Here is a 26,047-nt window from a genome sequence, read left to right as displayed (position 1 = left end):
GACGCTCATGGCAAGGCCCGACAAGGCTGCCGCGGTAGCCGAGCTCGCGGACCAGTTCCGCAGCTCGAACGCCGCTGTGCTGACCGAGTACCGGGGTCTCACCGTGGCACAGCTCAAGCAGCTGCGCCGTTCGCTCGGTGAGAACGCCCAGTACGCCGTGGTGAAGAACACGCTGACCAAGATTGCGGCCAACGAGGCCGGGATCGACACGCTCGACGACCTGTTCGCAGGTCCGACGGCGGTTGCCTTCGTCACCGGTGACCCGGTGGAGTCGGCGAAGGGTCTTCGTGACTTCGCCAAGGACAACCCCAACCTCATCATCAAGGGCGGTGTCCTTGACGGTAAGGCGCTGTCCGCCGATGAGTTCAAGAAGCTCGCGGACCTCGAGTCCCGCGAGGTTCTGCTCGCCAAGCTGGCCGGTGCCATGAAGGGCAAGCAGACTCAGGCTGCGCAGCTCTTCCAGGCTCTGCCGTCGAAGTTCGTCCGCACCGCGGAAGCGCTTCGTGCCAAGCGGGAAGAGCAGGGCGGTGCCGGTACTCCGGCTCCCGCCGAGGCCGCCGAGTAATTTCGCTCAGCGGTCCAGCGGGCTCCACGTACGCCCGCCGACATATACATCCGGCACCTGCCGAATAGTGGAAGGACGCCATCATGGCGAAGCTCAGCCAGGAAGACCTGCTCGCCCAGTTCGAGGAGCTCACCCTCATCGAGCTCTCCGAGTTCGTTAAGGCCTTCGAGGAGAAGTTCGACGTCACCGCCGCTGCGGCCGTCGCCGTCGCCGGTCCCGCCCAGGGTGGCCCCGCCGCCGAGGCCGAGGCCGAGCAGGACGAGTTCGACGTCATCCTCACGGGTGCCGGCGAGAAGAAGATCCAGGTCATCAAGGTCGTGCGTGAGCTGACCTCGCTGGGCCTCAAGGAGGCCAAGGACCTCGTGGACGGCGCCCCGAAGCCCGTCCTCGAGAAGGTCGCCAAGGAGGCCGCCGAGAAGGCTGCCGAGTCCCTCAAGGGCGCCGGCGCCTCCGTCGAGGTCAAGTGACCCTGCGAGTCTTCTGACTCGTCTGGACCACCGTGCCGCGAGGCACGGACGTCACATCGCGAAAGGCGATCACCCGTACGGGTGGTCGCCTTTCGGCGTACCCGTGGGAGTGCCTTGCTCTTCCCGCGCTGACGAGTATGGTGATCTTCGCCGTGCGCCTCTCGTAGGGGAGTGCGAACGGCGCGCGGGGGCGGCGCAGGCGGGTCTCCGGGGCCCGTCCCGGCTGGGGGGCCTTGACGAACCGCACGAGGCGCGCAATTCTCAAGGCGCGTCGTCACATCGATCCGGATCCGAGGCATGGATCGAGGGCGAAGAGGGCAGTAAAGAAGAGCGCGGCTCATGCAGGGCTACGCAGGGCTAGACATAGGTGTTGAGAACAAGCTGTTGAGAGCAACGTGGGTCTCTGAGAACCCCGACTGGACATCAGTGTGCCTCTTGGCTACACTGACCCTTTGCGCTGCCTGTTAGCTGCCTCCTGCCCGTCACCAGGGGCATACCCATCTTGTGCACCGTGGACTGAGCATCCCTGAAGAGGGACATCTATCCATGTGTCCAGTTTGGGACCGGTACGCGCGTAGTGAGTCCGAGCCCTCGGAAGGACCCCCTCTTGGCCGCCTCGCGCAACGCCTCGACCGCGAATACGAACAACGGCGCCAGCACCGCCCCGCTGCGCATCTCTTTTGCAAAAATCAAGGAGCCCCTCGAGGTTCCGAACCTCCTCGCGCTGCAGACCGAGAGCTTTGACTGGCTCCTCGGTAACGCCGCCTGGAAGGCTCGCGTCGAGGCTGCTCTGGACAGTGGACAAGACGTCCCCACCAAGTCCGGCCTGGAGGAGATCTTCGAGGAGATCTCACCGATCGAGGACTTCTCCGGGTCGATGTCGCTTACGTTCCGCGACCACCGCTTCGAGCCCCCCAAGAACTCGATCGACGAGTGCAAGGAGCGCGACTTCACGTTCGCCGCCCCGCTCTTCGTCACGGCCGAGTTCACCAACAACGAGACCGGCGAGATCAAGTCCCAGACGGTCTTCATGGGCGATTTCCCGCTCATGACCAACAAGGGCACCTTCGTCATCAACGGCACCGAGCGTGTCGTCGTGTCGCAGCTGGTCCGCTCGCCGGGTGTCTACTTCGACTCCTCGATCGACAAGACGTCCGACAAGGACATCTTCTCCGCCAAGATCATCCCCTCCCGGGGTGCCTGGCTGGAGATGGAGATCGACAAGCGCGACATGGTCGGTGTCCGCATCGACCGCAAGCGCAAGCAGTCGGTCACCGTCCTCCTGAAGGCTCTCGGCTGGACCACCGAGCAGATCCTGGAGGAGTTCGGCGAGTACGAGTCGATGCGCGCCACCCTGGAGAAGGACCACACCCAGGGCCAGGACGACGCACTGCTCGACATCTACCGCAAGCTGCGTCCGGGCGAGCCGCCCACCCGCGAAGCTGCTCAGACGCTGCTCGAGAACCTCTACTTCAACCCGAAGCGCTACGACCTCGCGAAGGTCGGCCGCTACAAGGTGAACAAGAAGCTCGGCGCGGACGAGCCGCTCGACGCCGGTGTCCTCACCAGCGACGACATCATCGCGACCATCAAGTACCTGGTGAAGCTGCACGCCGGGGAGACCGAGACCGTCGGTGAGTCCGGCCGTTCGATCGTCGTCGAGACCGACGACATCGACCACTTCGGCAACCGTCGTCTGCGCAACGTCGGCGAGCTCATCCAGAACCAGGTCCGCACGGGTCTGGCTCGTATGGAGCGCGTCGTCCGCGAGCGGATGACGACCCAGGACGTCGAGGCGATCACGCCGCAGACCCTGATCAACATCCGGCCGGTCGTCGCCTCCATCAAGGAGTTCTTCGGCACCAGCCAGCTGTCGCAGTTCATGGACCAGAACAACCCGCTGTCGGGTCTCACCCACAAGCGCCGCCTGTCGGCTCTTGGCCCGGGTGGTCTCTCCCGTGAGCGGGCCGGCTTCGAGGTCCGTGACGTGCACCCGTCCCACTACGGACGCATGTGCCCGATCGAGACCCCTGAAGGCCCGAACATCGGCCTGATCGGTTCGCTCGCCTCGTACGGACGCGTCAACGCGTTCGGTTTCATCGAGACGCCGTACCGCAAGGTCGTCGACGGCCAGGTCACCGACGAGGTCGACTACGTCACGGCCGACGAGGAAGACCGTTACGTCATCGCCCAGGCGAACGCGACGCTCTCCGACGAGCTGCGCTTCACCGAGCCCCGCGTCCTGGTCCGCCGTCGTGGCGGAGAGGTCGACTACGTGCCCGGCACCGAAGTCGACTACATGGACGTCTCGCCGCGCCAGATGGTGTCCGTCGCCACCGCGATGATCCCGTTCCTGGAGCACGACGACGCCAACCGTGCCCTCATGGGCGCGAACATGATGCGTCAGGCGGTGCCGCTCATCAAGTCGGAGGCGCCGCTCGTCGGCACCGGCATGGAGTACCGCTGCGCCACCGACGCCGGTGACGTGCTGAAGGCCGAGAAGGACGGTGTGGTCCAGGAGGTCTCCGCGGACTACATCACCGTGACCAACGACGACGGCACGTACACCACGTACCGCATCGCGAAGTTCATGCGCTCGAACCAGGGCACCTCGGTCAACCAGAAGGTCGTCGTCTCCGAGGGCGACCGCGTCATCGAGGGCCAGGTCCTCGCCGACGGGCCGGCCACCGAGAACGGTGAGATGGCCCTGGGCAAGAACCTGCTCGTGGCGTTCATGCCGTGGGAGGGTCACAACTACGAGGACGCGATCATCCTGTCGCAGCGCCTCGTGCAGGACGACGTCCTCTCCTCGATCCACATCGAGGAGCACGAGGTCGACGCCCGTGACACCAAGCTCGGCCCGGAGGAGATCACCCGGGACATCCCGAACGTCTCCGAAGAGGTCCTCGCGGACCTCGACGAGCGCGGCATCATCCGGATCGGTGCCGAGGTCGTCGCCGGCGACATCCTCGTCGGCAAGGTCACGCCCAAGGGCGAGACCGAGCTGACCCCCGAGGAGCGCCTGCTCCGCGCGATCTTCGGTGAGAAGGCGCGCGAAGTGCGCGACACCTCGCTGAAGGTGCCGCACGGTGAGATCGGCAAGGTCATCGGCGTCCGCGTCTTCGACCGCGAAGAGGGCGACGAGCTGCCGCCGGGCGTGAACCAGCTGGTCCGCGTCTACGTCGCGCAGAAGCGCAAGATCACCGATGGTGACAAGCTCGCCGGCCGTCACGGCAACAAGGGCGTCATCTCGAAGATCCTGCCGATCGAGGACATGCCGTTCCTGGAGGACGGCACCCCGGTCGACATCATCCTCAACCCGCTGGGTGTCCCGTCCCGAATGAACCCGGGACAGGTCCTGGAGATCCACCTCGGCTGGCTCGCCAGCCGCGGCTGGGACGTCTCCGGCCTCGGTGACGAGTGGGCCAAGCGCCTGCAGTTCATCGGCGCCGACCAGGTCGCCCCCGGCACCAACGTCGCGACCCCGGTCTTCGACGGTGCCCGTGAGGACGAGATCACCGGCCTCTTCCAGGCCACGATCCCGAACCGCGACGGGGACCGGCTGGTCCAGCCCTCGGGCAAGGCCAACCTGTTCGACGGCCGCTCCGGCGAGCCGTTCCCGGAGCCGGTCTCGGTCGGCTTCATGTACATCCTCAAGCTCCACCACCTCGTCGACGACAAGCTCCACGCTCGTTCGACGGGTCCGTACTCCATGATCACCCAGCAGCCGCTGGGTGGTAAGGCTCAGTTCGGTGGACAGCGCTTCGGTGAAATGGAGGTGTGGGCCCTTGAAGCTTATGGCGCCGCATACGCCCTCCAGGAGCTGCTGACGATCAAGTCCGACGACGTGACCGGCCGCGTGAAGGTCTACGAGGCCATCGTCAAGGGCGAGAACATTCCCGAGCCCGGCATTCCCGAGTCCTTCAAGGTGCTCATCAAGGAAATGCAGTCGCTCTGCCTCAACGTGGAGGTGCTGTCCTCGGACGGCATGTCCATCGAGATGCGCGACACGGACGAGGACGTCTTCCGCGCGGCGGAGGAGCTCGGAATCGACCTGTCCCGGCGAGAGCCGAGCAGCGTCGAAGAGGTCTGACGGGTTGGCCGGCCGGATCCCTGTGATCCGGCCGGCTCTCCCCGGACCCGTTCAGACCATTGCTGAAGTGCCCCGATTTCTCGCGTTGACGCGAGGGGGCTCGAACCCCCGAAAGAGGGATTGACGACAAGTGCTCGACGTCAACTTCTTCGACGAGCTGCGGATCGGCCTTGCCACCGCGGACGACATCCGGACCTGGTCCCACGGCGAAGTGAAGAAGCCGGAGACCATCAACTACCGCACGCTCAAGCCCGAAAAGGACGGACTCTTCTGCGAGAAGATCTTCGGTCCGACCCGGGACTGGGAGTGCTACTGCGGCAAGTACAAGCGTGTCCGCTTCAAGGGCATCATCTGTGAGCGCTGTGGCGTCGAGGTCACTCGTGCCAAGGTGCGCCGTGAGCGCATGGGCCACATCGAGCTTGCCGCTCCCGTCACCCACATCTGGTACTTCAAGGGCGTCCCGTCGCGACTGGGCTACCTGCTGGACCTCGCGCCGAAGGACCTCGAGAAGGTCATCTACTTCGCCGCGTACATGATCACGTTCGTCGACGAGGAGCGCCGCACGCGCGACCTCCCGTCGCTGGAGGCGCACGTCTCCGTCGAGCGTCAGCAGGTCGAGAACCGTCGCGACTCGGACCTCGAGAACCGCGCGAAGAAGCTCGAGACGGACCTCGGCGAGCTGGAGGCCGAGGGCGCCAAGGCCGACGTGCGCCGCAAGGTGCGCGAAGGTGCCGAGCGCGAGATGAAGCAGCTGCGCGACCGTGCGCAGCGCGAGATCGACCGCCTCGACGAGGTGTGGAGCCGCTTCAAGAACCTCAAGGTCCAGGACCTCGAGGGCGACGAGCTGCTCTACCGCGAGCTGCGTGACCGCTTCGGCACGTACTTCGACGGCTGCATGGGTGCCGCTGCTCTGCAGAAGCGCCTGGAGTCGTTCGACCTCGACGAGGAGGCCGAGCGCCTCCGCGAGATCATCCGTACCGGCAAGGGCCAGAAGAAGACCCGTGCGCTCAAGCGCCTCAAGGTCGTCTCGGCGTTCCTGCAGACCAGCAACAAGCCCAAGGGCATGGTGCTCGACTGCGTGCCGGTCATCCCGCCGGACCTGCGTCCGATGGTGCAGCTGGACGGTGGCCGCTTCGCGACCTCCGACCTGAACGACCTGTACCGCCGTGTGATCAACCGCAACAACCGCCTCAAGCGTCTCCTTGACCTCGGTGCCCCCGAGATCATCGTGAACAACGAGAAGCGGATGCTGCAGGAGGCCGTCGACGCGCTGTTCGACAACGGCCGCCGCGGTCGCCCGGTCACCGGTCCCGGTAACCGCCCGCTCAAGTCCCTCAGCGACATGCTGAAGGGCAAGCAGGGCCGATTCCGTCAGAACCTTCTCGGTAAGCGTGTGGACTACTCCGCGCGTTCCGTGATCGTCGTCGGCCCGCAGCTCAAGCTGCACCAGTGCGGTCTGCCGAAGGCCATGGCGCTGGAGCTCTTCAAGCCGTTCGTGATGAAGCGCCTGGTGGACCTGAACCACGCGCAGAACATCAAGTCGGCCAAGCGCATGGTCGAGCGCGGCCGCACGGTCGTGTACGACGTCCTGGAAGAGGTCATCGCCGAGCACCCGGTTCTCCTGAACCGTGCGCCGACGCTGCACCGCCTCGGCATCCAGGCCTTCGAGCCCCAGCTGGTCGAGGGCAAGGCCATCCAGATCCACCCGCTCGTCTGCACCGCGTTCAACGCGGACTTCGACGGTGACCAGATGGCCGTGCACCTGCCGCTGTCGGCAGAGGCGCAGGCCGAGGCCCGCATCCTCATGCTGTCCTCGAACAACATCCTGAAGCCGGCCGACGGTCGTCCCGTCACCATGCCGACCCAGGACATGGTGCTGGGCCTGTTCTTCCTCACCACCGACGGCGAACTCCGTGACACCAAGGGCGAGGGCCGCGCGTTCGGCTCCACGGCCGAGGCGATCATGGCGTTCGACTCCGGCGAGCTGGCGCTCCAGTCGTCCGTCGACATCCGCTTCCCGGTGGGCACCATCCCGCCGCGTGGCTGGGTGCCGCCGGTCGCCGAGGAGGGCGAGCCCGAGTACCAGCCGGGTGACACCTTCCGGCTGCGCACCAGCCTGGGCCGCGCGCTCTTCAACGAGCTGCTGCCCGAGGACTACCCGTTCGTCGACTACTCGGTCGGCAAGAAGCAGCTCTCCGAGATCGTCAACGACCTCGCCGAGCGCTACCCCAAGGTCATCGTGGCGGCGACGCTCGACAACCTGAAGGCGGCGGGCTTCCACTGGGCCACCCGTTCCGGAGTCACCGTCTCCGTCGCGGACATCGTCGTCCCCGAGGCCAAGAAGGCCATCGTCAAGGGCTACGAGGACCAGGACGAGAAGGTCCAGAAGCAGTACGAGCGCGGTCTGATCACCAAGGACGAGCGCACGCAGGAGCTCATCGCGATCTGGACCAAGGCGACCAACGAGGTTGCCGAGGCGATGAACGCGAACTTCCCCAAGACGAACCCCATCTTCATGATGGTTGACTCGGGTGCCCGAGGAAACATGATGCAGATGCGTCAGATCGCCGGTATGCGTGGTCTGGTGTCCAACGCCAAGAACGAGACGATTCCCCGTCCCATCAAGGCGTCCTTCCGTGAGGGCCTCACCGTTCTGGAGTACTTCATCTCCACGCACGGTGCCCGTAAGGGTCTGGCGGACACCGCCCTGCGTACCGCCGACTCGGGTTACCTGACCCGTCGTCTGGTGGACGTCTCGCAGGACGTGATCATTCGCGAGGAGGACTGCGGCACCGACCGCGGCCTCAAGCTGAAGATCGCGGTCAAGGGCGCCGACGGCGTGCTCCGCAAGACGGAGGACGTCGAGACCTCGGTCTACGCCCGCATGCTCGCCGAGGACGTCGTCATCGACGGCAAGGTCATCGCGCCTGCCAACGTCGACCTCGGTGACGTCCTGATCGACGCCCTGGTGGGCGCCGGCGTCGAGGAGGTCAAGACCCGCTCGGTCCTGACCTGTGAGTCCGCGGTCGGCACCTGCGCCTTCTGCTACGGACGCTCGCTCGCCACCGGCAAGCTGGTCGACATCGGTGAGGCGGTCGGCATCATCGCCGCCCAGTCCATCGGTGAGCCCGGCACCCAGCTGACGATGCGTACCTTCCACACCGGTGGTGTGGCCGGTGACGACATCACCCAGGGTCTGCCCCGAGTCGTCGAGCTCTTCGAAGCCCGTACGCCCAAGGGTGTCGCCCCGATCTCGGAGTCCGCAGGCCGGGTCCGGATCGAGGAGACCGAGAAGACGAAGAAGCTCGTCGTGACGCCGGACGACGGCAGCGAGGAGATCCCGTTCCCGATCTCCAAGCGCGCCCGTCTGCTGGTGGGCGAGGGCGACCGCGTCGAGGTGGGCCAGAAGCTCACCGTGGGTGCCACCAACCCGCACGACGTGCTCCGCATCCTCGGTCAGCGCGCGGTCCAGGTCCACCTGGTCGGCGAAGTCCAGAAGGTCTACAACTCGCAGGGCGTGTCGATCCACGACAAGCACATCGAGATCATCATCCGGCAGATGCTCCGCCGCGTGACGATCATCGAGTCCGGCGACGCGGAGCTCCTGCCGGGCGAGCTCGTCGAGCGCTCGAAGTTCGAGACCGAGAACCGTCGTGTGGTCACCGAGGGCGGTCACCCCGCCTCCGGCCGTCCGCAGCTGATGGGTATCACCAAGGCCTCGCTGGCGACGGAGTCGTGGCTGTCCGCGGCTTCCTTCCAGGAGACGACCAGGGTCCTGACGGACGCGGCGATCAACGCCAAGTCCGACTCCCTGATCGGCCTCAAGGAGAACGTCATCATCGGTAAGCTCATCCCGGCCGGTACGGGTCTGTCCCGCTACCGCAACATCCGGGTCGAGCCGACCGAGGAGGCCAAGGCCGCGATGTACTCGGCCGTCGGCTACGACGACATCGACTACTCGCCGTTCGGCACCGGCTCCGGCCAGGCCGTTCCGCTGGAGGACTACGACTACGGTCCGTACAACCAGTAAGCGAGTCGCCTGATACGACCGGAGGGCGGTCACCCCGTACGCGGGGTGGCCGCCCTCCGGCGTGTGCGGGACGACCGCCCGCCGGCCTCCCACGGGCCCGGCCGGGGGTGTCAGGGACGGGGCTCGGCCGGATGGCCTGTCCGGGTGGACAACACTTGTTTTGACCGGAGTCGATGAGGTAGGTACGATCAGACCTTGTGCCTGGGGTGTGCCTGGGCTCGTGTGCGTGTCCTCAACCGCACGGCGAGTCCGTCTTTGGCCACCGTGATCTGCGTATGAACCGCCTTCAGGGCAGTGACCCGCAGCATTCGACACACCCGACCGCGTGGGTCGGAGTTGTTTCAGGTTAGTTTCACCGACGGCACACAGAAACCGGAGAAGTAGTGCCTACGATTCAGCAGCTGGTCCGGAAGGGCCGGCAGGACAAGGTCGAGAAGAACAAGACGCCCGCGCTCGAGGGTTCTCCCCAGCGCCGCGGCGTCTGCACGCGTGTGTTCACGACCACCCCGAAGAAGCCGAACTCCGCGCTCCGGAAGGTCGCACGTGTGCGTCTGACCTCCGGCATCGAGGTCACGGCCTACATCCCGGGTGAGGGACACAACCTGCAGGAGCACTCCATCGTGCTCGTGCGTGGTGGCCGTGTGAAGGACCTGCCGGGTGTTCGTTACAAGATCATCCGCGGCTCCCTTGACACCCAGGGTGTCAAGAACCGCAAGCAGGCCCGCAGCCGCTACGGCGCCAAGAAGGAGAAGTAAGAATGCCTCGTAAGGGCCCCGCCCCGAAGCGCCCGGTCATCATTGACCCGGTCTATGGTTCTCCTCTTGTCACCTCGCTGATCAACAAGATCCTGCTCAACGGCAAGCGTTCCACCGCCGAGCGGATCGTGTACGGCGCCATGGAAGGCCTCCGCGAGAAGACCGGCGCTGACCCGGTCATCACGCTGAAGCGCGCGCTTGAGAACGTCAAGCCCTCGCTCGAGGTCAAGTCCCGCCGTGTCGGTGGCGCCACCTACCAGGTGCCGATCGAGGTCAAGCCCGGTCGTGCCGCCACCCTCGCGCTGCGCTGGGTCGTCGGTTACTCCCGCGCCCGTCGCGAGAAGACGATGACGGAGCGGCTCATGAACGAGCTGCTCGACGCCTCCAACGGTCTTGGCGCTGCCGTCAAGAAGCGCGAGGACACCCACAAGATGGCCGAGTCGAACAAGGCCTTCGCGCACTACCGCTGGTAGTCGCTTACCCCATCGAGACCGAGAGAAGATTGAGCCTTATGGCCACCACTTCGCTTGACCTGGCCAAGGTCCGCAACATTGGGATCATGGCCCACATCGACGCGGGCAAGACGACCACCACCGAGCGGATCCTCTTCTACACCGGCGTTTCGTACAAGATCGGTGAAGTCCACGACGGCGCAGCCACGATGGACTGGATGGAGCAGGAGCAGGAGCGCGGCATCACGATCACGTCCGCCGCGACGACCTGTCACTGGCCGCTCAATGATGTTGACCACACGATCAACATCATCGACACCCCGGGTCACGTCGACTTCACCGTCGAGGTGGAGCGTTCGCTCCGCGTCCTCGACGGTGCCGTCACCGTGTTCGACGGTGTGGCCGGCGTCGAGCCGCAGTCCGAGACCGTCTGGCGTCAGGCGGACCGCTACGGCGTGCCGCGTATCTGCTTCGTCAACAAGCTCGACCGCACGGGTGCCGAGTTCCACCGCTGTGTCGACATGATCGTCGACCGCCTTGGTGCCGTCCCGCTCGTCATGCAGCTCCCCATCGGCGCAGAGGCCGACTTCAAGGGCGTCGTCGACCTCGTGTCGATGAAGGCCTTCGTGTGGCCCGAAGAGGCCGCCAAGGGCGAGATGTACGACACGATCGAGATCCCGGACACCCACAAGGAAGCTGCCGAGGAATGGCGCGGCAAGCTCCTTGAGGCCGTCTCCGAGAACGACGACGAGATGATGGAGCTGTACCTGGAGGGCGTCGAGCCCACCCAGGACCAGCTGCACGAGGCGATCCGCCGGATCACCCTCGCGTCGAAGGGTTCCGCCGACTCCGTCACGGTCACCCCGGTGTTCTGTGGCACCGCGTTCAAGAACAAGGGCGTCCAGCCCCTGCTCGACGCGGTCGTCCGCTACCTGCCTTCCCCCCTGGACGTCGAGGCCATCGAGGGCCACGACGTCAAGGACCCGGAGAAGGTCATCCAGCGGCGTCCCTCGGACGACGAGCCGTTCTCCGGCCTCGCGTTCAAGATCGCGAGCGACCCGCACCTCGGCAAGCTCACCTTCGTCCGGATCTACTCCGGTCGCCTCGAGGCCGGCACCGCGGTGCTGAACTCGGTCAAGGGCAAGAAGGAGCGCATCGGCAAGATCTACCGCATGCACGCGAACAAGCGTGAGGAGATCGCGTCGGTGGGCGCGGGCGACATCATCGCTGTCATGGGGCTCAAGCAGACCACGACCGGTGAGACGCTCTGTGACGACAAGAACCCGGTGATCCTGGAGTCCATGGACTTCCCGGCGCCGGTCATCGAGGTCGCCATCGAGCCGAAGTCCAAGGGCGACCAGGAGAAGCTGGGTGTCGCCATCCAGCGCCTCTCCGAGGAGGACCCCTCCTTCCAGGTGCACTCCGACGAGGAGACCGGCCAGACCATCATCGGTGGTATGGGCGAGCTTCACCTCGAGGTGCTCGTCGACCGCATGAAGCGCGAGTTCCGCGTCGAGGCGAACGTCGGCAAGCCGCAGGTCGCGTACCGCGAGACGATCCGCAAGGCCGTCGAGCGCATCGACTACACGCACAAGAAGCAGACTGGTGGAACCGGCCAGTTCGCGAAGGTGCAGATCGCCATCGAGCCCATCGAGGGTGGCGACGCGTCCTACGAGTTCGTCAACAAGGTCACCGGTGGCCGCATCCCCCGGGAGTACATCCCCTCGGTGGACGCGGGTGCTCAGGAAGCCATGCAGTTCGGCATCCTGGCCGGCTACGAGATGGTGGGCGTCCGCGTCACCCTTCTCGACGGTGGTTACCACGAGGTCGACTCCTCGGAGCTCGCCTTCAAGATCGCCGGTTCGCAGGCGTTCAAGGAGGGTGCCCGCAGGGCGTCCCCCGTGCTCATGGAGCCGATGATGTCCGTCGAGGTCACCACGCCCGAGGACTACATGGGCGATGTGATCGGCGACCTCAACTCCCGCCGTGGCCAGATCCAGGCCATGGAGGAGCGTAGCGGCGCTCGCGTCGTGAAGGGCCTCGTGCCCCTCTCGGAGATGTTCGGCTACGTCGGAGACCTCCGCAGCAAGACCTCGGGTCGCGCAAGCTACTCGATGCAGTTCGACTCCTACGCCGAGGTTCCGCGGAACGTCGCCGAGGAGATCATCGCGAAGGCCAAGGGCGAGTAACTCTCCCGAGCTCACGCTTTAGGCTTGTCACCGGAGCCCGGTGGGGCATTCCGCACAGCGCGCACGTGCTGAGCGGAATGCCCCCGGGTCCCGGCATCCCAGCAAAGATCACCTGGCGCCGATGAAGCAAGGCGTACAGAACCACTCCGCAGGAGGACCCAGTGGCGAAGGCAAAGTTCGAGCGGACTAAGCCGCACGTCAACATCGGCACCATCGGTCACATTGACCACGGTAAGACGACCCTCACGGCCGCCATTACCAAGGTGCTGCACGACGCGTACCCGGACCTGAACGAGGCCTCGGCCTTCGACCAGATCGACAAGGCTCCCGAAGAGCGCCAGCGCGGTATCACCATCTCGATCGCGCACGTCGAGTACCAGACGGAGTCGCGTCACTACGCGCACGTCGACTGCCCCGGTCACGCTGACTACATCAAGAACATGATCACGGGTGCGGCGCAGATGGACGGCGCCATCCTCGTCGTCGCCGCGACCGACGGCCCGATGCCGCAGACCAAGGAGCACGTGCTCCTGGCCCGCCAGGTCGGCGTTCCGTACATCGTCGTCGCCCTGAACAAGGCCGACATGGTGGACGACGAGGAGATCCTGGAGCTCGTCGAGCTCGAGGTCCGTGAGCTCCTCTCCGAGTACGAGTTCCCGGGCGACGACCTTCCGGTCGTCAAGGTCTCGGCGCTCAAGGCTCTTGAGGGTGACAAGGAGTGGGGCCAGACCGTCCTCGACCTGATGAAGGCCGTCGACGAGTCCATCCCGCAGCCCGAGCGTGACGTCGAGAAGCCGTTCCTGATGCCGATCGAGGACGTCTTCACGATCACCGGTCGTGGCACCGTCGTCACCGGTCGTATCGAGCGTGGTGTCCTCAAGGTCAACGAGACCGTCGACATCGTCGGTATCAAGACCGAGAAGACCACCACCACGGTCACCGGCATCGAGATGTTCCGCAAGCTGCTCGACGAGGGCCAGGCCGGTGAGAACGTCGGTCTGCTCCTCCGTGGCATCAAGCGCGAGGACGTCGAGCGCGGCCAGGTCATCATCAAGCCCGGTTCGGTCACGCCGCACACCGAGTTCGAGGCCCAGTCCTACATCCTGTCGAAGGACGAGGGTGGCCGTCACACCCCCTTCTTCAACAACTACCGCCCGCAGTTCTACTTCCGTACCACGGACGTGACGGGCGTTGTGACCCTTCCCGAGGGCACCGAGATGGTCATGCCGGGTGACAACACCCTCATGAACGTCGCGCTGATCCAGCCGGTCGCCATGGAAGAGGGCCTGAAGTTCGCCATCCGTGAGGGTGGCCGGACCGTGGGCGCCGGCCAGGTCACCAAGATCCTCAAGTAAGTACTTGAGCGTCTGACCTGGTAGCTCCGCACAGAGCAACCGAGAAGGGCCCCCTCCCATCGCGCAAGCGGTGGGAGGGGGCCCTTCTGCGTACGGTCAGGCGGTGGGTACGGGCCGGCGCACCATGAAGACGTCGACCGGGTCCTCGCGCTCCAGGACGAATCCGTGCCGCTCGTACAGCCGCCGGGCCGCGCTGCCCTGGAGCACGTCGAGGCGGACCGTGACACCTTCGGCGTCGGTACGGGCCAGCAGTCCGCGCAGGACCGCGGAGCCGATGCCCGCGCCCTGGAGCTCCGGGGCGAGGAAGAAGCTCTCCAGCCACCGGTCGCCGTCGCGCGGCCGCAGGGTGACGCAGCCGGCGAAGCGCCCGTCCACGGCGATGACCGAGGTGTGCTCCGGCAGGTAGGAGTCGCGCATCCGCCGCCGTACCCGGTCCTCGTCGTAGCGCCCCAGGCGGACCAGGTCCGGGCGCATCACGACGGCCCGGAGCTCGACCATGGCTTCCAGGTCATCGGGGGTGGCGGGGCGCAGTGCCCACGCCTGAGCGGTACGTGCATGCATGGCCGGAGTCTGCCAGAAGGTGACCGGTCCGCTCCCGGGCCGACCGGGGAGCGGACGGGCGGACGCGGCCGACGGTCAGTGCTTCTCGACGAATACTTCCTCAGCGGTGGCGGCGGTAGTGGCGCGGTGGAGCCACTGCCGCAGGAGCTGGGGGTCGGTGCAGGTAGTGATCTTCTCGCGGGTCTCGTCGGTGAGCGGGATGCCGCGTGCTTCGAGGACCATGAGGAGGCCTTCCGCGCGGCCTTCCGCGCGGCCTTCGTCCCGGATTTCTTCTGACATGAAGGATGTGTAGAAAGAGGTATCCACGGCCACCAGGTTCCTCCACTGTTGTGCGGCCGGGCGGTTGCCCAGGCCTTGTGCGGTGAGTTCGACGATGGGGTCTGCGATGGTTTCCGGTGCCTCCCGAAGCGCGGCGGAGAGCGTTTTCAGTATGGCACCGACGTCCGGATTGTCGGCGTGTGTGATGGCGGCGAGGGTGGCGAGCGCGAGGTCTTTGCGGGCTTCGGCCACGTTTGTGATGACGGGCATGTTGTGCGGTCCCGCGACGAGCGGGCTGAGGGTGAGGGTCGGCCATTGGCGGAGGCCGATGGTGAGGGGGCGGGCGGCCCATTCGGCGGTGGCGTGGTCCTGGCAGACGACCAGGAGTAGGACGGGCAGTCCGTCGTATCTGTTGTGCAGGTAGCTGACGTAGTAGGGCCAGCTCTTCGTCTTGCGCGGGTCTTTCTTGCCTTGGGCCTCGATGGCGAGGAGGAACGGGCCCTCGTCTCGCGTTTCGATGCGCAGGAGTGTGTCGACCCGGCGTTCGACAGGCTGAGCCTCGGTGAGGTCGGTGGGCAGGACGGTGGCCGAGGTGGGCGGTGGGATGTCTACGCCGAGCACTTCGGAGACGCGGGAGAACAGGCCCGGGTACTCCTGGAAGATGCGGTGCATCGCCTCGTGCGGTGAGCTGACCATGCAGGTCCGTTCGGGGTTGAGGGTGGATGTGCGTCATGCGGTGGGGCTGTGCGTGACGGCCTGTTTTTCGGTTTGGCAGTCACGGCAGTTGCCGGGGTGGGGGGAGCGGAAGGCGCGCTCGCAGGCGTCGCAGTTCTGGAGCGGGATGACGAGGACCTTGCGGCGGGGCGGGGCGAGGTCTGCTGTGCCGGGGAGTGGGGGCGGCAGGAGGGTGGTGATGCGGTGCCGCAGGAGCTTCGCGGGGTGCTTGACGGGGACCGGGAGGTCGGTGGCGAGGGCATGGCGGATGGTGTCGGGGTGGCTGTCGCGTTCGAGCCAGGTGGCGATGCCCGGGGTGAGGGTGGCGATGTCGCCCTCGGTGAGGGTGAGCGTGGGTGCGTGACGGCGTAGGCCGGCCAGGAGCGCGGAAGCGGTTCGGTGCAGCTCGTCGGTGGGGGCGTGCGGCCGTGGGAGCGGCGGGGGCGGAGTCCTGGGGGCGGTGGGCGGCGGTACGTGGACGGGTGCGGGGGCCGGGGCGGGTGGGGTGGTCGCCTCGCGCGGCGGTGGGGCGGTGGGTGGCACCGGCGGTTGGCTGCGACGGGGACGGGGCTGCGGGTGCGGCTGCGGTGTGGTGACGGTGGAGGCGCTGGGCCGGTTGTACGAGACCGTGCGCGTGACCATGCGTCCACTGGGGAGGCGTACCCGGCTGCGGTGCAGGTAGCCCTTCGCTTCCAGCTCGTGCAGGGCGGCCGTGATGCGGGCCTTGCTCTCCGGGAAGCGGTCGGTGAGCACCTTGATGCCGACCTTCGCCCCGGCGGGCAGCGACTGGATGTGCGCGGCGAGCCCGATCGCGATGAGGGAGAGCTCGTGGTGCTGGGCGAGGTGGTTGCCGATGACCGTGAAGCCGGAGGTGTGGCGGGTGTTGACGTGGAGGACGCCGGATGTCGGCGTGACGTCATGCGCGGAGCCGGGACCGGGCGAGCCCGGGAAGCTGGGCCGGGCGCACGGGGGCGCGATAACCTGCTGGGTATCCATTGGGAAGGGCTACTTCCTCGTGGTCAGGCCCCTGGTTGAGATTCGCGTCTCGCCGGGGGCCGTCTCGTTGTGTGGTTGTCGCGGCGAGCATATGCCGGTCAACCCGGCCCAAATCCAGCTCTGTTGCCATTTGTCACCCGTGTGAGTGACGCAGGTCAGGGCGGGTTCGGGTGGGGTTTGGTTGGGTTGTTTTCCCGAGTTCTTTAAAAGCCTTTAGACGTCGTGGCCGACCGCGTCGCGGCTCACCGGGTCGTGGCCGAGGGGGTCGTGGGCGCCCGCGACCCGGTGGGTCCGGTCACGGTACGAGGTCGAGTTCCGCCCAGACCGTTTTGCGCGGGACCGGGCCCGGAATGACACCCCAGCGGTCGGCGAGGGCCTCCACGATGAGCAGGCCGCGTCCGCTCTCCGCGAGCCGGTCGGGGACCGCCGCCACGGGCAGGCGGTCACCCCGGGTGTCGGTGACCTCGATCCGCAGTCGTTCGTCCGCGCCCACGGTGAGGCGCAGCTGGAAGTCCCGGCCCGGTACGCGGCCGTGGACCGTGGCGTTGGCGGCGAGCTCCGCGACGATGTGCGCGGCCGACTCGGACGGCAGGCCCCAGAGTCCGAGGTGGGCCACGGCGAGGAGCCGGGCCAGCCTGGCCCCTCGCCGGGTGGGGGAGAGCCGCACGGTGAACGTGCGCTCGGCGGTGGGGCGTTGGGGGGAGGCGGTTTGTTGGTTCACGTCACTCAGCGTGGCCGTGTCTGCGTACTGTGAACAGTGACGAAGCCCTTGCGTACGGTGATTGTCCCGGGCTTGTCCAGTGCTGTCCCGGCTGTCCGGAGTGACGTGTGGGGAACAGAGGCGGTTGAGGAAGAACGGCACGCGCGTCGGAAGTGGGGCACGGATGAGTGTGGACGGGATCGGCACGGAGCAGGACGGCGGCGGGGCGGACGAGCCCGGTTGGGACGTCGATCCCGATGACGAACCGGGTGTTGCGGTTGTTGCCGCCGTGGGCCGCCAGATCAAGGCCTGGCGGGAAGCGGCCGGGATGCGGGCCGCCGAGTTCGGGGCGGCGATCGGTTATGGGGAGGACCTGGTCTACAAGGTCGAGGGCGGGCGGCGCATCGCCCGGCCGGAGTTCCTGGACCGCGCGGACGATGCGGTGGGCGCGGGCGGGAAGCTCGCCGCGATGAAGCGGGACCTGGCGGAGGTGAGGTACCCGAAGAAGATCCGGGAGCTGGCGAAAATGGAGGAGCGGGCGGTTGAGATGGGGTTGTACAGCAACCACAACATCCACGGCCTGTTGCAGACACCGGAGTATGCGCGGGCTCTGTTCGAGATGAGGCGGCCTGCGTACTCGGAGGACGAAGTGGAGAGGGTGTTGGCCGCGCGCATGGCCAGGCGGCGCGTCTTTGAGAGGTCGCCCGCTCCCACGCTCAGTTTCGTGCAGGAGGAAGTGACTCTCCTTCGCCCTATCGGGGGCGCAGTGGTACTGCGCCGACAGCTCGAACGACTGCTGGAGGTGGGGCAGTTGCGGAATGTCGAGATTCAGGTGATGCCGACCGGCCGCGAGGACCACGCCGGAATGGATGGCGGGGTCGAGGTATTGAAGTTTGAGGATGGCACTGCGGTGGGGCGGTCCGATGGCGCCTTCGCGGGCGGGCCGGTGTTCGATCCGAAGCAGCTCAGGATCCTTGAGTTGCGCTGTGGGATGATCCGGGCCCAGGCTCTCCCGCCAGGAGAGTCGTTGGCCTTCATCGAGCAACTGCTGGGAGAGACATGATCAGCGAGACCTCTGCCGGGGCCGCTTCCGGGCTGACCTGGTTCAAGAGCAGCTACAGCAGCAGCAGCGAGGGGGACTCGTGCGTCGAGGTTGCGACGGCCCCCGGTGCAGTGCACGTGCGCGACTCCAAGAACCTGCCGGGGCCCCGGCTCGCCTTCGCCCCGACCGTGTGGGCGGGCTTCGTCCCGTACGTGGCCGGCCGCTGAGTCCCCGTACGCACGCACGCCCCTGACCCCGGTCCCACGCCGGGGCCCAGGGGCGCTGTCAGTACGCCGGGTCCCCGCTCGACCGCAGCGCGGGCAGGTCCACCGGGGTCAGCGAGGTGTCCCGGATTCCGCGCAGCAGCTCCGCCCCGATCTCCGCGAGCCGGGGCGCGTCCGGTGGCGTCGCGCCGAGGCCGATCGCGTAGCCCGTGCGGCCGCCGAGGGTCAGCGGGCGGGGCCAGACGCGGCAGTCGGGAGCGCCGGCTTCGGCCAGGGCGGCGGTCAGCGCCAGGAGGCGGCCGCGCAGCCGCCCCTCGTCCGGGCCGCCCGCCGCGACGGAGGCGAGGGCCCAGGCGGCGTGGTCGTCCCGTAGCGCGGGCGGGGCGCAGAGCCGGGTGCGCGGGTCGATGCTCTCCGGCGCAGACTCCAGAACCTCCCACGCGCGGAACAGCTCCGCGGTGAGCAGGTCGCGGCCCGACGGGGAGGCCTGTGTGGTGCAGGAACGTACCGGTGCCGTCGGTGTCAGCACCGTGACCGGGTCACTGCTTGCCGCAGCCCCGCCCACCGCCGCGTGCCAGTCCCACGCCGCCCAGGTCGCGAAGAAGTGCCGGAGCAGCGCGAGCGGCGGCAGGGCGCCGGCCTCGTGCGCGGTGCGGGCTGCGAGGACGGTCCAGGCCAGCCCCGGCAGTCCGCCGCAGGGCGCGGAGTCCAGGCCCCGCGCCCTCGCCCAGGCCTTGACGTCACGGGCGAGGGCGGTGAAGGCCTGCCGGTGCGGTTCGGCCGCCGCGAGCACCGCTTCGGCGTCGCTCACCGCGCTCAGCGCCACCGCCGCCGCCTCGCCCAGCTCGCTCCGGCGCGCGACCGCGTCGCCCGGGGAGAGCGCCCCCGTCGCGACGGTGACCAGGTCGACGCTCAGCCCGTCCAGGCGGAAGCGCAGTCCGGGCACCCTGGCCCCCGTCACCTCGCGCAGGTCCCGCGCCCCCGGGAGCGCGGCGGCCACCCGCTGCCGTACCGCTGCCGGAGCGGGGTCGCCCGGCAGCGCGGCGACCAGGTCCAGATCCGCGCCGGGCAGCGCGCAGCCCATCCGCCGGGAGCCGACGACGTGGACCCGGGCGCCGGGGAGTGCTGCGGCGACCCGGTCCGCGACTCCTTCCGTTGCCGCTGGTGCGGGCGGGCCCAGCTCCACCCGCACCCCGTAGTGGTCGGAGACGTACAGCCCCTGCGGGCCCGGTGTGTCCCCGGTCAGCGTCGCGGTGCGGGCCCGGAGGCGTTCCGTGCGCAGCAGCACCCGGTCGAGGCGGGAGACGCGGCCGGACAGTGAGGAGACGGCGGCCAGCGGGTTGGCGGCCGGGTCGAAGGTCGGGGTGTGGTCGGCGGGGCCGTGCACCTGGTGCCAGGCGTCCGCCATGGCGAGCCGGCTCTGCGGCCGGTCGCCGCCGTCGTTGAAGTCGCCGACGAGCAGCACCTCGCCCCCGACCCCGGCCAACCCCGTTGCCAGCTGGGCGAGTTCGGCGTCGCGGCGGGCGGCGCCGGCGGGGGAGTGGTCGCTGCTGAGGTGGGTCACGGCCACGGTGACGGGCCCCTCGGCGGTGTCCACGACGGCGGCGGCCACGGCCTTGTGCGGGCCGAGTACGTGCAGCCCCGCTTCACGCACGGGGAGCCGGCTGAGCAGCAGCAGTCCGCAGTCCCGTACGTCGGGGGAGGCCGGTTCGGTGGCGAGCGCGTACCGCTCGCGCACCCAGCCGGAGGCCAGCAGCAGCTCCAGCAGCGCGGGCTCGGCCTCCTGGAGCGCGATGACGTCCGCGTCCGCCGCGTGCAGCGCGTCCAGGAGCAGGGGGCGGCGGCGGGCGGTGTCGATCCGGTCGCTGTCGTACCGGTCCCAGAGGGTGTTCCAGGTCAGCACGGTCAGGGGGCCCGGGAGACCGGGCGGTCGGGCGGGCGCGGGTTCCCACGCACCGGTCGCGGGGGAGAAGGCGTGCGGGGTGCGTGAGGTGAAGTAGGGGGAGGGCAGCAGGCGCGGGGTGCGCAGCCGGCCGGCGTCCGTCGCGTCGATCCGGTCGGCGCCGGAGGCCCGGTCCCACACCGTCTCGCCGTCCGCCTCGAAGAACAGCACCCGGTGCCAGGGGATGTCCCCGCCCGGGGTGAACCGCTCCAGCGGTACGCGCTTGGGGTCGCGGCCGCGCTGGGCGACGCCCAGGACGAAGCGCGCCGGGTCGAACCTGGGGTCCCAGCGGACCCGGTGGTAGATCTCCTCGCTCGTACGCATCAGGCCCGGTCCTCCACTGTTCCGCTGCTGCCGATGTACCAGGTGCGGTGCGCCTCACCCGGGTACGGGGGCACGAACCGGCGCAGCTGGGATTCCAGTACCTCCGGGGGCACCGGGTGGGCCCGGCGGGCGTTGCGCGCGGTCAGCTCGGCCTCCCCGGCCCAGGCCACCGCGTGGGTGAGCAGCGCGTCCCGGCGGTGGGCGACCGCGTGCACCAGTCCGCGCTGGTGCGGGTTGAGCGAGGTGGCGTCCCAGACCACGGTGGCGCCGGGCACCAGCGCCTCCTCCAGCCGGTGCAGCCCCTCGCGGAGGACGTCCGTGTTGGCGCTCTGGTCGGCGCGGGAGCCTCGGGCGAGGCGCAGGTCGTCGAGGGAGATACAGGTGTCGGTGTCCGGCAGGGCGCGGGCGAAGGTGCTCTTGCCGCTGCCGGAGGGGCCGACGAGGTGGATCAGGCGAGGGAAGTCCCCGTCCCGCCACCGCCAGGTCGCGGCCACCGCCTCCTGCGCGGTGCTGATCCGGCCCAGGGCGTACGCCTGGCGGGCCTGCGCCAGGCAGCGGTCGGCGGCGGCCGGTTCCAGCCCGTCGAACGCCTCCCGGAGCCCGGCGGGTTCCCGTACCTCCTGGGCGTGCAGCTGCGACCACTCCACCTGTTCGCGGGCCTCGGGGGTCGTGGCCAGCGCGCCGGCCACCGCGTGCAGCACCGGCAGCCGGGCGGCGAACGACATCCGCGTCAGTCCGGCGCGCCGCTCCTCGTCCGGGTAGGGGCGGTGCAGCGAGGGGGCCAGCCCCACGAGGTCCGCGATCCGCCGGGCCGGCGGCATGCCGAGCGGGCCGGTCAGCGCGGGGGTCAGGGCGGCGCGCCGGGTGCGGTGCAGCAGCGCTGCCAGTACCCCGGCGAGCCGGTCGTCGCCGGTGAGGCCCTGCGCGTCCAGGGCGTCGGCCGCGGCGCGGGCGGCGGGCGCGTCGGGCGGTGCACCGGCGCCCGGTGCGGTGCCCACAGCCGCGGCGAGGGCGGCCGGTGCGTCACCGGCCCCGGCCGAAGCGGCGGCGCCGAGCGCCACCGGGTCGACCGGGGCGCCCGAACGTACGTCCCAGAGGGCGGCGGACGGCCCCAGCCCGTTCTCCACGACCGCGGCGTGCATCCAGTGCGTGTCCGTGACGACGTGCGCCGGTCGCACCCATTTCGCCACCCGCCGCCCGAATTCGGCAGCCGCGAAGGTCCCGGCGGGGCGGACGACGTAGCCCTCCTGGCGTCCGGTGTCCAGGCGCAGGGCGCGCAGTGTCCGTTCCGCGCGGGCGTCGAACACCCCGCGCCAGAGCACCGGCGGGGTCGGGATGCCGAGGTCGCGCAGGACCTCCACGGTGCGGTCCCAGTCCAGGCAGGTGTCCCCGTCCCAGACGGAGAAGCCGTAGAAGTGGCCCGCCAGGTCGTCGTACGGGATGGAGTGACGGGCGAACATGTTCTCGCCGCAGATCCGCCGGCCGGCCGGGATGCGGGAGCCGACGCGTCCCTGGAGCGCCTTCACGCGGGCCCGGGAGGGGTGGTGCGCGGAGTCGAGCGAGCGGGCGTGCAGTCCATCGGCGTAGAGCGTGGTGTTCTCGCCGTCCATCTTCTCGGTGACCACGACCTCTGAGCCGGTGAGGCCGGCGAGGTCCGCGCGGCCGGTGAGCCGTACGTCGTCCGAGGTGGCCCCGGGCGACCAGGGCAGATGCGGTGTCCGCGGATAGTGCGTACGCATGTTCCATGCCCCCGTCGGTAGCCGCCCCGGCCGGTCACTGTAGGGGCGGGGAGCGGAGGCGCTCGACCGATTTAACCGCCGGGGGGAGCCGAACGGAGGTGGTGGAGGCGTGCCCGCGTTTGACCCTCGGACCCCGGGGGGTAAGATCCCCGGCCGATTGGCCAGGCTCACGCCCCGTATGGCACACTGACCAGGTTGCTCGGTTGAGTGTCAATGCTGCGCGCCTCCCGCCGGGAGGACCGGAAGCGAGTCCCACGGTACTCGTCGGCCCCATGCGGGCCGGACGTACGGGAATCTTTCGGGAAGCGTATGTGTGCCACCGGCCAGGCACCCGGTGGGGTTCCTCCCCCGGCATTCGCGGTCTCAGGCCCGCACCCCCTTGGTTGGGATCTCCTTCGGGAGATTTTCGTAGAGGGGATGCGACACGCCCGACCGCGTGGGTCGGAGGCGGAGTATCGAGAACCCCGGGTTCCAGAGCGTTACGAGAGACAGGACTACTAGTAGCCATGGCGGGACAGAAGATCCGCATCCGGCTCAAGGCCTACGACCACGAGGTCATCGACTCCTCGGCGAAGAAGATCGTCGAGACGGTGACCCGCACTGGTGCGTCGGTCGCGGGCCCGGTGCCGCTGCCCACTGAGAAGAACGTGTACTGCGTCATCAAGTCGCCGCACAAGTACAAGGACTCGCGCGAGCACTTCGAGATGCGCACGCACAAGCGCCTCATCGACATTCTCGACCCCACGCCGAAGACGGTTGACTCGCTGATGCGCCTCGACCTGCCGGCGGGCGTCGACATCGAGATCAAGCTCTGAAGGGACGGGCCGAGATGAGCAAGAACATCAAGGGCGTCCTGGGCGAGAAGCTCGGCATGACCCAGGTCTGGGACGAGAACAACCGGGTTGTCCCGGTGACCGTCGTCAAGGCCGGTCCGTGCGTCGTGACGCAGGTCCGTACGAACGACAGCGACGGCTACGAGTCGGTCCAGATCGCCTTCGGCGAGATCGACCCGCGCAAGGTGAACAAGCCCCTCAAGGGTCACTTCGCCAAGGCCGACGTCACCCCGCGCCGCCACCTGGTGGAGCTCCGCACCCCTGACGCCAGCGAGTACACGCTGGGCCAGGAGGTCACTGCCGAGGTGTTCGAGTCCGGCGTCAAGGTTGACGTCACGGGCAAGAGCAAGGGCAAGGGCTTCGCCGGTGTCATGAAGCGTCACAACTTCAAGGGCCTCGGCGCCGGCCACGGCGTCCAGCGCAAGCACCGTTCCCCCGGTTCGATCGGTGGCTGTGCCACCCCTGGGCGTGTCTTCAAGGGCATGCGCATGGCCGGTCGGATGGGTAACGAGCGCGTCACCACCCAGAACCTGACCATCCACGCGGTTGACGCGGAGAAGGGTCTGCTGCTCATCAAGGGCGCGGTCCCCGGTCCGAACGGCGGCCTCGTCCTGGTCCGTACCGCGGCCAAGGGGGCTTGAGGTAATGAGCACCATTGACATCCTTTCGCCGGCAGGCGACAAGGCCGGTACCGTCGAGCTCCCCGCGGAGATCTTCGACGCGAAGACCAGCGTTCCGCTGATCCACCAGGTCGTTGTCGCCCAGCTGGCAGCTGCCCGTCAGGGCACGCACAAGACCAAGCGTCGTGGCGAGGTCCGCGGTGGTGGGCGCAAGCCTTACCGCCAGAAGGGCACCGGCCGCGCGCGCCAGGGTTCGACCCGCGCACCGCAGTTCGTCGGCGGTGGCGTCGTCCACGGCCCGCAGCCGCGTGACTACTCGCAGCGCACCCCGAAGAAGATGAAGGCCGCCGCCCTGCGCGGTGCCCTCTCCGACCGGGCGCGCCACTCCCGCATCCACGTCGTCACCGGCGTGGTCGAGGGTGCCGCGGTCTCCACGAAGGCAGCGAAGTCGCTGTTCGGCAAGATCTCGGAGCGCAAGAACGTGCTCCTGGTCGTCGACCGCAACGACGAGGCCGCGTGGCTCTCCGCACGCAACCTGCCCCAGGTGCACATCCTGGACCCGGGCCAGCTGAACACGTACGACGTGATCGTCTCTGACGACGTGGTCTTCACCCAGGCCGCTTTCGAGTCCTTCGTGTCTGGCCCCCAGACCGCTGAGACCGAAGGGAGCGACGCCTGATGAGCGAGGCGACCGTTACCAGCAAGACCTACTCCGACCCGCGTGACGTTCTCGTCAAGCCGGTTGTTTCGGAGAAGAGCTACGCGCTGCTCGACGAGAACAAGTACACGTTCATCGTCGCGCCCGGCTCCAACAAGACCCAGATCAAGCAGGCCGTCGAAGCGGTCTTCTCGGTCAAGGTCACCGGGGTCAACACGATCAACCGTCAGGGTAAGCGCAAGCGCACCAAGACCGGTTTCGGCAAGCGCGCAGACACCAAGCGCGCCATCGTGACCCTCGCTGAGGGCGACCGAATCGACATCTTCGGCGGCCCGACCTCCTAACGGAGGTCGAGTCGTCCGGAATCGGACGAGGACTGAGAAATGGGTATCCGCAAGTACAAGCCGACGACCCCGGGCCGTCGTGGCTCCAGCGTCGCCGACTTTGTCGAGATCACGCGGTCCACGCCGGAGAAGTCGCTGGTCCGCCCCCTGCACAGCAAGGGCGGCCGTAACAACACCGGTCGTGTGACCGTTCGCCACCAGGGTGGTGGCCACAAGCGCGCCTACCGCGTGATCGACTTCCGTCGTCACGACAAGGACGGCGTGCCGGCCAAGGTCGCGCACATCGAGTACGACCCGAACCGCACCGCGCGCATCGCGCTCCTGCACTACGCCGACGGCGAGAAGCGCTACATCATCGCGCCGCGCGGCCTGGGTCAGGGCGACCGTGTCGAGAACGGCCCGGCCGCCGACATCAAGCCCGGTAACAACCTGGCGCTGCGCAACATCCCGGTCGGTACGACCATCCACGCCATCGAGCTGCGGCCCGGCGGCGGCGCGAAGTTCGCCCGTTCCGCGGGTGCCTCCGTGCAGCTGCTGGCGAAGGAGGGCACCATGGCCCACCTTCGTATGCCGTCCGGTGAGATCCGGCTGGTCGACGCCCGCTGCCGCGCCACGATTGGCGAGGTCGGCAACGCCGAGCAGTCGAACATCAACTGGGGCAAGGCCGGTCGCATGCGCTGGAAGGGCGTTCGCCCGTCCGTCCGCGGTGTTGCGATGAACCCGGTCGACCACCCGCACGGTGGTGGTGAAGGCAAGACCTCCGGTGGACGTCACCCGGTCTCGCCGTGGGGTCAGAAGGAGGGTCGTACTCGCTCGCCGAAGAAGGCATCGAGCAAGTACATCGTCCGCCGCCGCAAGACGAACAAGAAGCGCTAGGAGCGGGTTTAGATGCCGCGCAGTCTCAAGAAGGGGCCCTTCGTCGACGGCCACCTCGTCAAGAAGGTGGACGTACAGAACGAAGCCGGCACCAAGAACGTCATCAAGACCTGGTCCCGTCGCTCGATGATCATCCCGGCCATGCTGGGTCACACCATCGCGGTGCACAACGGCAAGATCCACGTCCCGGTGTTCGTCACCGAGTCGATGGTCGGCCACAAGCTCGGCGAGTTCTCGCCGACTCGCACCTTCCGCGGCCACGTCAAGGACGACCGGAAGTCGAAGCGCCGCTAGCGCGGGGTGGAAACGA

The 26,047-nt window shown here is 68.1% G+C and carries 22 protein-coding genes; 16 read left to right on the top strand and 6 right to left on the bottom strand.

The window, feature by feature from the left end:
* Nucleotides 1–7 precede the first annotated feature (7 nt).
* The 8 genes from rplJ (at nucleotide 8) to tuf (ending at nucleotide 13,906) form a co-directional block, all read left to right on the top strand.
* Entirely contained in the window at nucleotides 8–565 is a 558-nt protein-coding gene (rplJ, locus tag EDD93_RS06180) for a 50S ribosomal protein L10 (RefSeq protein ID WP_123461043.1), read from the top strand.
* An 83-nt stretch (nucleotides 566–648) separates the two neighbouring features.
* Nucleotides 649–1,032 carry a 50S ribosomal protein L7/L12 gene (gene rplL, locus EDD93_RS06175; protein WP_123524195.1) on the top strand — a complete coding sequence of 128 codons (384 nt, stop codon included), beginning with the start codon at nucleotides 649–651 and terminating at the stop codon, nucleotides 1,030–1,032.
* Nucleotides 1,033–1,639: 607 nt separating this feature from the next.
* Complete coding sequence (gene rpoB, locus EDD93_RS06165) at nucleotides 1,640–5,125, top strand: DNA-directed RNA polymerase subunit beta (protein WP_073732690.1); 3,486 nt, start codon at nucleotides 1,640–1,642, stop codon at nucleotides 5,123–5,125.
* Nucleotides 5,126–5,255: 130 nt separating this feature from the next.
* Complete coding sequence (locus EDD93_RS06160) at nucleotides 5,256–9,155, top strand: DNA-directed RNA polymerase subunit beta' (RefSeq protein WP_024493180.1); 3,900 nt, start codon at nucleotides 5,256–5,258, stop codon at nucleotides 9,153–9,155.
* Nucleotides 9,156–9,538: 383 nt separating this feature from the next.
* Nucleotides 9,539–9,910, top strand: coding sequence for a 30S ribosomal protein S12 (gene rpsL / locus EDD93_RS06155; protein WP_003948652.1), 372 nt, complete (start codon nucleotides 9,539–9,541; stop codon nucleotides 9,908–9,910).
* Between the two features lie 2 nt (nucleotides 9,911–9,912).
* Nucleotides 9,913–10,383 (top strand): 30S ribosomal protein S7, encoded by a 471-nt coding sequence (rpsG, locus tag EDD93_RS06150; protein WP_014047773.1) that lies wholly within the window; start codon nucleotides 9,913–9,915, stop codon nucleotides 10,381–10,383.
* 38 nt (nucleotides 10,384–10,421) lie between these two features.
* Nucleotides 10,422–12,551 carry an elongation factor G gene (gene fusA / locus EDD93_RS06145; protein ID WP_123524194.1) on the top strand — a complete coding sequence of 710 codons (2,130 nt, stop codon included), beginning with the start codon at nucleotides 10,422–10,424 and terminating at the stop codon, nucleotides 12,549–12,551.
* A gap of 161 nt (nucleotides 12,552–12,712) precedes the next feature.
* The gene (tuf, locus tag EDD93_RS06140) at nucleotides 12,713–13,906 is read left to right on the top strand and encodes an elongation factor Tu (protein WP_073732686.1); all 1,194 of its coding nucleotides are present in this window, start codon (nucleotides 12,713–12,715) and stop codon (nucleotides 13,904–13,906) included.
* 96 nt (nucleotides 13,907–14,002) lie between these two features.
* Here tuf and EDD93_RS06135 read toward each other — a convergent pair whose 3' ends face one another.
* From EDD93_RS06135 to EDD93_RS06120, 4 genes are all read right to left on the bottom strand, one after another.
* Complete coding sequence (locus EDD93_RS06135) at nucleotides 14,003–14,467, bottom strand: GNAT family N-acetyltransferase (RefSeq protein ID WP_123524193.1); 465 nt, start codon at nucleotides 14,465–14,467, stop codon at nucleotides 14,003–14,005.
* A 75-nt stretch (nucleotides 14,468–14,542) separates the two neighbouring features.
* Nucleotides 14,543–15,421 (bottom strand): hypothetical protein, encoded by an 879-nt coding sequence (locus EDD93_RS06130; protein ID WP_123524192.1) that lies wholly within the window; start codon nucleotides 15,419–15,421, stop codon nucleotides 14,543–14,545.
* 33 nt (nucleotides 15,422–15,454) lie between these two features.
* Complete coding sequence (locus EDD93_RS06125; RefSeq protein ID WP_123524191.1) at nucleotides 15,455–16,435, bottom strand: helix-turn-helix domain-containing protein; 981 nt, start codon at nucleotides 16,433–16,435, stop codon at nucleotides 15,455–15,457.
* A 295-nt stretch (nucleotides 16,436–16,730) separates the two neighbouring features.
* On the bottom strand, nucleotides 16,731–17,156 hold the full coding sequence (locus EDD93_RS06120) for an ATP-binding protein (protein WP_185092222.1): 426 nt from the start codon (nucleotides 17,154–17,156) through the stop codon (nucleotides 16,731–16,733).
* A 163-nt stretch (nucleotides 17,157–17,319) separates the two neighbouring features.
* Between EDD93_RS06120 and EDD93_RS06115 the strand changes: the two genes are divergently transcribed.
* Both EDD93_RS06115 and EDD93_RS06110 read left to right on the top strand, forming a co-directional pair.
* Nucleotides 17,320–18,198: a helix-turn-helix transcriptional regulator gene (locus EDD93_RS06115; protein ID WP_123524190.1), complete on the top strand. Its 879-nt coding sequence runs from the start codon at nucleotides 17,320–17,322 to the stop codon at nucleotides 18,196–18,198.
* Nucleotides 18,195–18,404 carry a DUF397 domain-containing protein gene (locus tag EDD93_RS06110; protein WP_123524189.1) on the top strand — a complete coding sequence of 70 codons (210 nt, stop codon included), beginning with the start codon at nucleotides 18,195–18,197 and terminating at the stop codon, nucleotides 18,402–18,404. Before EDD93_RS06115 ends, EDD93_RS06110 begins: the two co-directional genes overlap by 4 nt.
* Nucleotides 18,405–18,462: 58 nt before the next feature.
* Here the strand turns inward: EDD93_RS06110 and EDD93_RS06105 are convergent, their stop codons facing one another.
* Together EDD93_RS06105 and EDD93_RS06100 are read right to left on the bottom strand one after the other, a co-directional pair.
* Nucleotides 18,463–20,667 (bottom strand): poly(A) polymerase, encoded by a 2,205-nt coding sequence (locus EDD93_RS06105; RefSeq protein WP_123524188.1) that lies wholly within the window; start codon nucleotides 20,665–20,667, stop codon nucleotides 18,463–18,465.
* A complete protein-coding gene (locus EDD93_RS06100; protein ID WP_123524187.1) occupies nucleotides 20,667–22,406 on the bottom strand; it encodes an RNA ligase family protein in 1,740 nt (579 codons plus the stop codon). Before EDD93_RS06100 ends, EDD93_RS06105 begins: the two co-directional genes overlap by 1 nt.
* A 506-nt stretch (nucleotides 22,407–22,912) precedes the next feature.
* Between EDD93_RS06100 and rpsJ the strand changes: the two genes are divergently transcribed.
* From rpsJ to rpsS, 6 genes are read left to right on the top strand one after another with little or no spacing between them, the layout of a single operon-like run.
* The gene (rpsJ, locus tag EDD93_RS06095) at nucleotides 22,913–23,221 is read left to right on the top strand and encodes a 30S ribosomal protein S10 (RefSeq protein WP_003948644.1); all 309 of its coding nucleotides are present in this window, start codon (nucleotides 22,913–22,915) and stop codon (nucleotides 23,219–23,221) included.
* Between the two features lie 14 nt (nucleotides 23,222–23,235).
* The gene (gene rplC, locus EDD93_RS06090) at nucleotides 23,236–23,880 is read left to right on the top strand and encodes a 50S ribosomal protein L3 (protein ID WP_014154591.1); all 645 of its coding nucleotides are present in this window, start codon (nucleotides 23,236–23,238) and stop codon (nucleotides 23,878–23,880) included.
* Nucleotides 23,881–23,884: 4 nt separating this feature from the next.
* Nucleotides 23,885–24,538, top strand: coding sequence for a 50S ribosomal protein L4 (gene rplD, locus EDD93_RS06085; RefSeq protein WP_073732676.1), 654 nt, complete (start codon nucleotides 23,885–23,887; stop codon nucleotides 24,536–24,538).
* Nucleotides 24,538–24,861: a 50S ribosomal protein L23 gene (gene rplW, locus EDD93_RS06080; protein WP_014154589.1), complete on the top strand. Its 324-nt coding sequence runs from the start codon at nucleotides 24,538–24,540 to the stop codon at nucleotides 24,859–24,861. Before rplD ends, rplW begins: the two co-directional genes overlap by 1 nt.
* A gap of 39 nt (nucleotides 24,862–24,900) precedes the next feature.
* The gene (gene rplB, locus EDD93_RS06075; protein WP_024494973.1) at nucleotides 24,901–25,737 is read left to right on the top strand and encodes a 50S ribosomal protein L2; all 837 of its coding nucleotides are present in this window, start codon (nucleotides 24,901–24,903) and stop codon (nucleotides 25,735–25,737) included.
* Nucleotides 25,738–25,749: 12 nt separating this feature from the next.
* Nucleotides 25,750–26,031, top strand: a complete 282-nt coding sequence (gene rpsS / locus EDD93_RS06070) for a 30S ribosomal protein S19 (protein ID WP_015610726.1) — start codon at nucleotides 25,750–25,752, stop codon at nucleotides 26,029–26,031.
* Nucleotides 26,032–26,047 lie beyond the last annotated feature (16 nt).

The sequence above is a fragment of the Streptomyces sp. 840.1 genome (genome assembly GCF_003751445.1).
Classification (GTDB): domain Bacteria; phylum Actinomycetota; class Actinomycetes; order Streptomycetales; family Streptomycetaceae; genus Streptomyces.
The sequence above is the reverse complement of the archived record's forward strand: the minus strand, read 5'-3'. Positions and strand labels throughout refer to the sequence as shown.

What these genes read in the sequence shown, in the direction of transcription:
- rplL (WP_123524195.1), top strand. Translation starts at nt 649, where the DNA reads ATGGCGAAGCTCAGCCAGGAAGACCTGCTCGCCCAGTTCGAGGAGCTC.
- rplW (WP_014154589.1), top strand. Translation starts at nt 24,538, where the DNA reads ATGAGCGAGGCGACCGTTACCAGCAAGACCTACTCCGACCCGCGTGAC.
- EDD93_RS06100 (WP_123524187.1), bottom strand. Translation starts at nt 22,406, where the DNA reads ATGCGTACGCACTATCCGCGGACACCGCATCTGCCCTGGTCGCCCGGG.
- EDD93_RS06110 (WP_123524189.1), top strand. Translation starts at nt 18,195, where the DNA reads ATGATCAGCGAGACCTCTGCCGGGGCCGCTTCCGGGCTGACCTGGTTC.
- rpsG (WP_014047773.1), top strand. Translation starts at nt 9,913, where the DNA reads ATGCCTCGTAAGGGCCCCGCCCCGAAGCGCCCGGTCATCATTGACCCG.
- fusA (WP_123524194.1), top strand. Translation starts at nt 10,422, where the DNA reads ATGGCCACCACTTCGCTTGACCTGGCCAAGGTCCGCAACATTGGGATC.
- rpsS (WP_015610726.1), top strand. Translation starts at nt 25,750, where the DNA reads ATGCCGCGCAGTCTCAAGAAGGGGCCCTTCGTCGACGGCCACCTCGTC.
- EDD93_RS06105 (WP_123524188.1), bottom strand. Translation starts at nt 20,667, where the DNA reads ATGCGTACGAGCGAGGAGATCTACCACCGGGTCCGCTGGGACCCCAGG.
- rplC (WP_014154591.1), top strand. Translation starts at nt 23,236, where the DNA reads ATGAGCAAGAACATCAAGGGCGTCCTGGGCGAGAAGCTCGGCATGACC.
- rplJ (WP_123461043.1), top strand. Translation starts at nt 8, where the DNA reads ATGGCAAGGCCCGACAAGGCTGCCGCGGTAGCCGAGCTCGCGGACCAG.
- EDD93_RS06130 (WP_123524192.1), bottom strand. Translation starts at nt 15,421, where the DNA reads ATGGTCAGCTCACCGCACGAGGCGATGCACCGCATCTTCCAGGAGTAC.
- EDD93_RS06115 (WP_123524190.1), top strand. Translation starts at nt 17,320, where the DNA reads ATGAGTGTGGACGGGATCGGCACGGAGCAGGACGGCGGCGGGGCGGAC.
- rplB (WP_024494973.1), top strand. Translation starts at nt 24,901, where the DNA reads ATGGGTATCCGCAAGTACAAGCCGACGACCCCGGGCCGTCGTGGCTCC.
- EDD93_RS06135 (WP_123524193.1), bottom strand. Translation starts at nt 14,467, where the DNA reads ATGCATGCACGTACCGCTCAGGCGTGGGCACTGCGCCCCGCCACCCCC.
- EDD93_RS06125 (WP_123524191.1), bottom strand. Translation starts at nt 16,435, where the DNA reads ATGGATACCCAGCAGGTTATCGCGCCCCCGTGCGCCCGGCCCAGCTTC.
- rplD (WP_073732676.1), top strand. Translation starts at nt 23,885, where the DNA reads ATGAGCACCATTGACATCCTTTCGCCGGCAGGCGACAAGGCCGGTACC.
- rpsJ (WP_003948644.1), top strand. Translation starts at nt 22,913, where the DNA reads ATGGCGGGACAGAAGATCCGCATCCGGCTCAAGGCCTACGACCACGAG.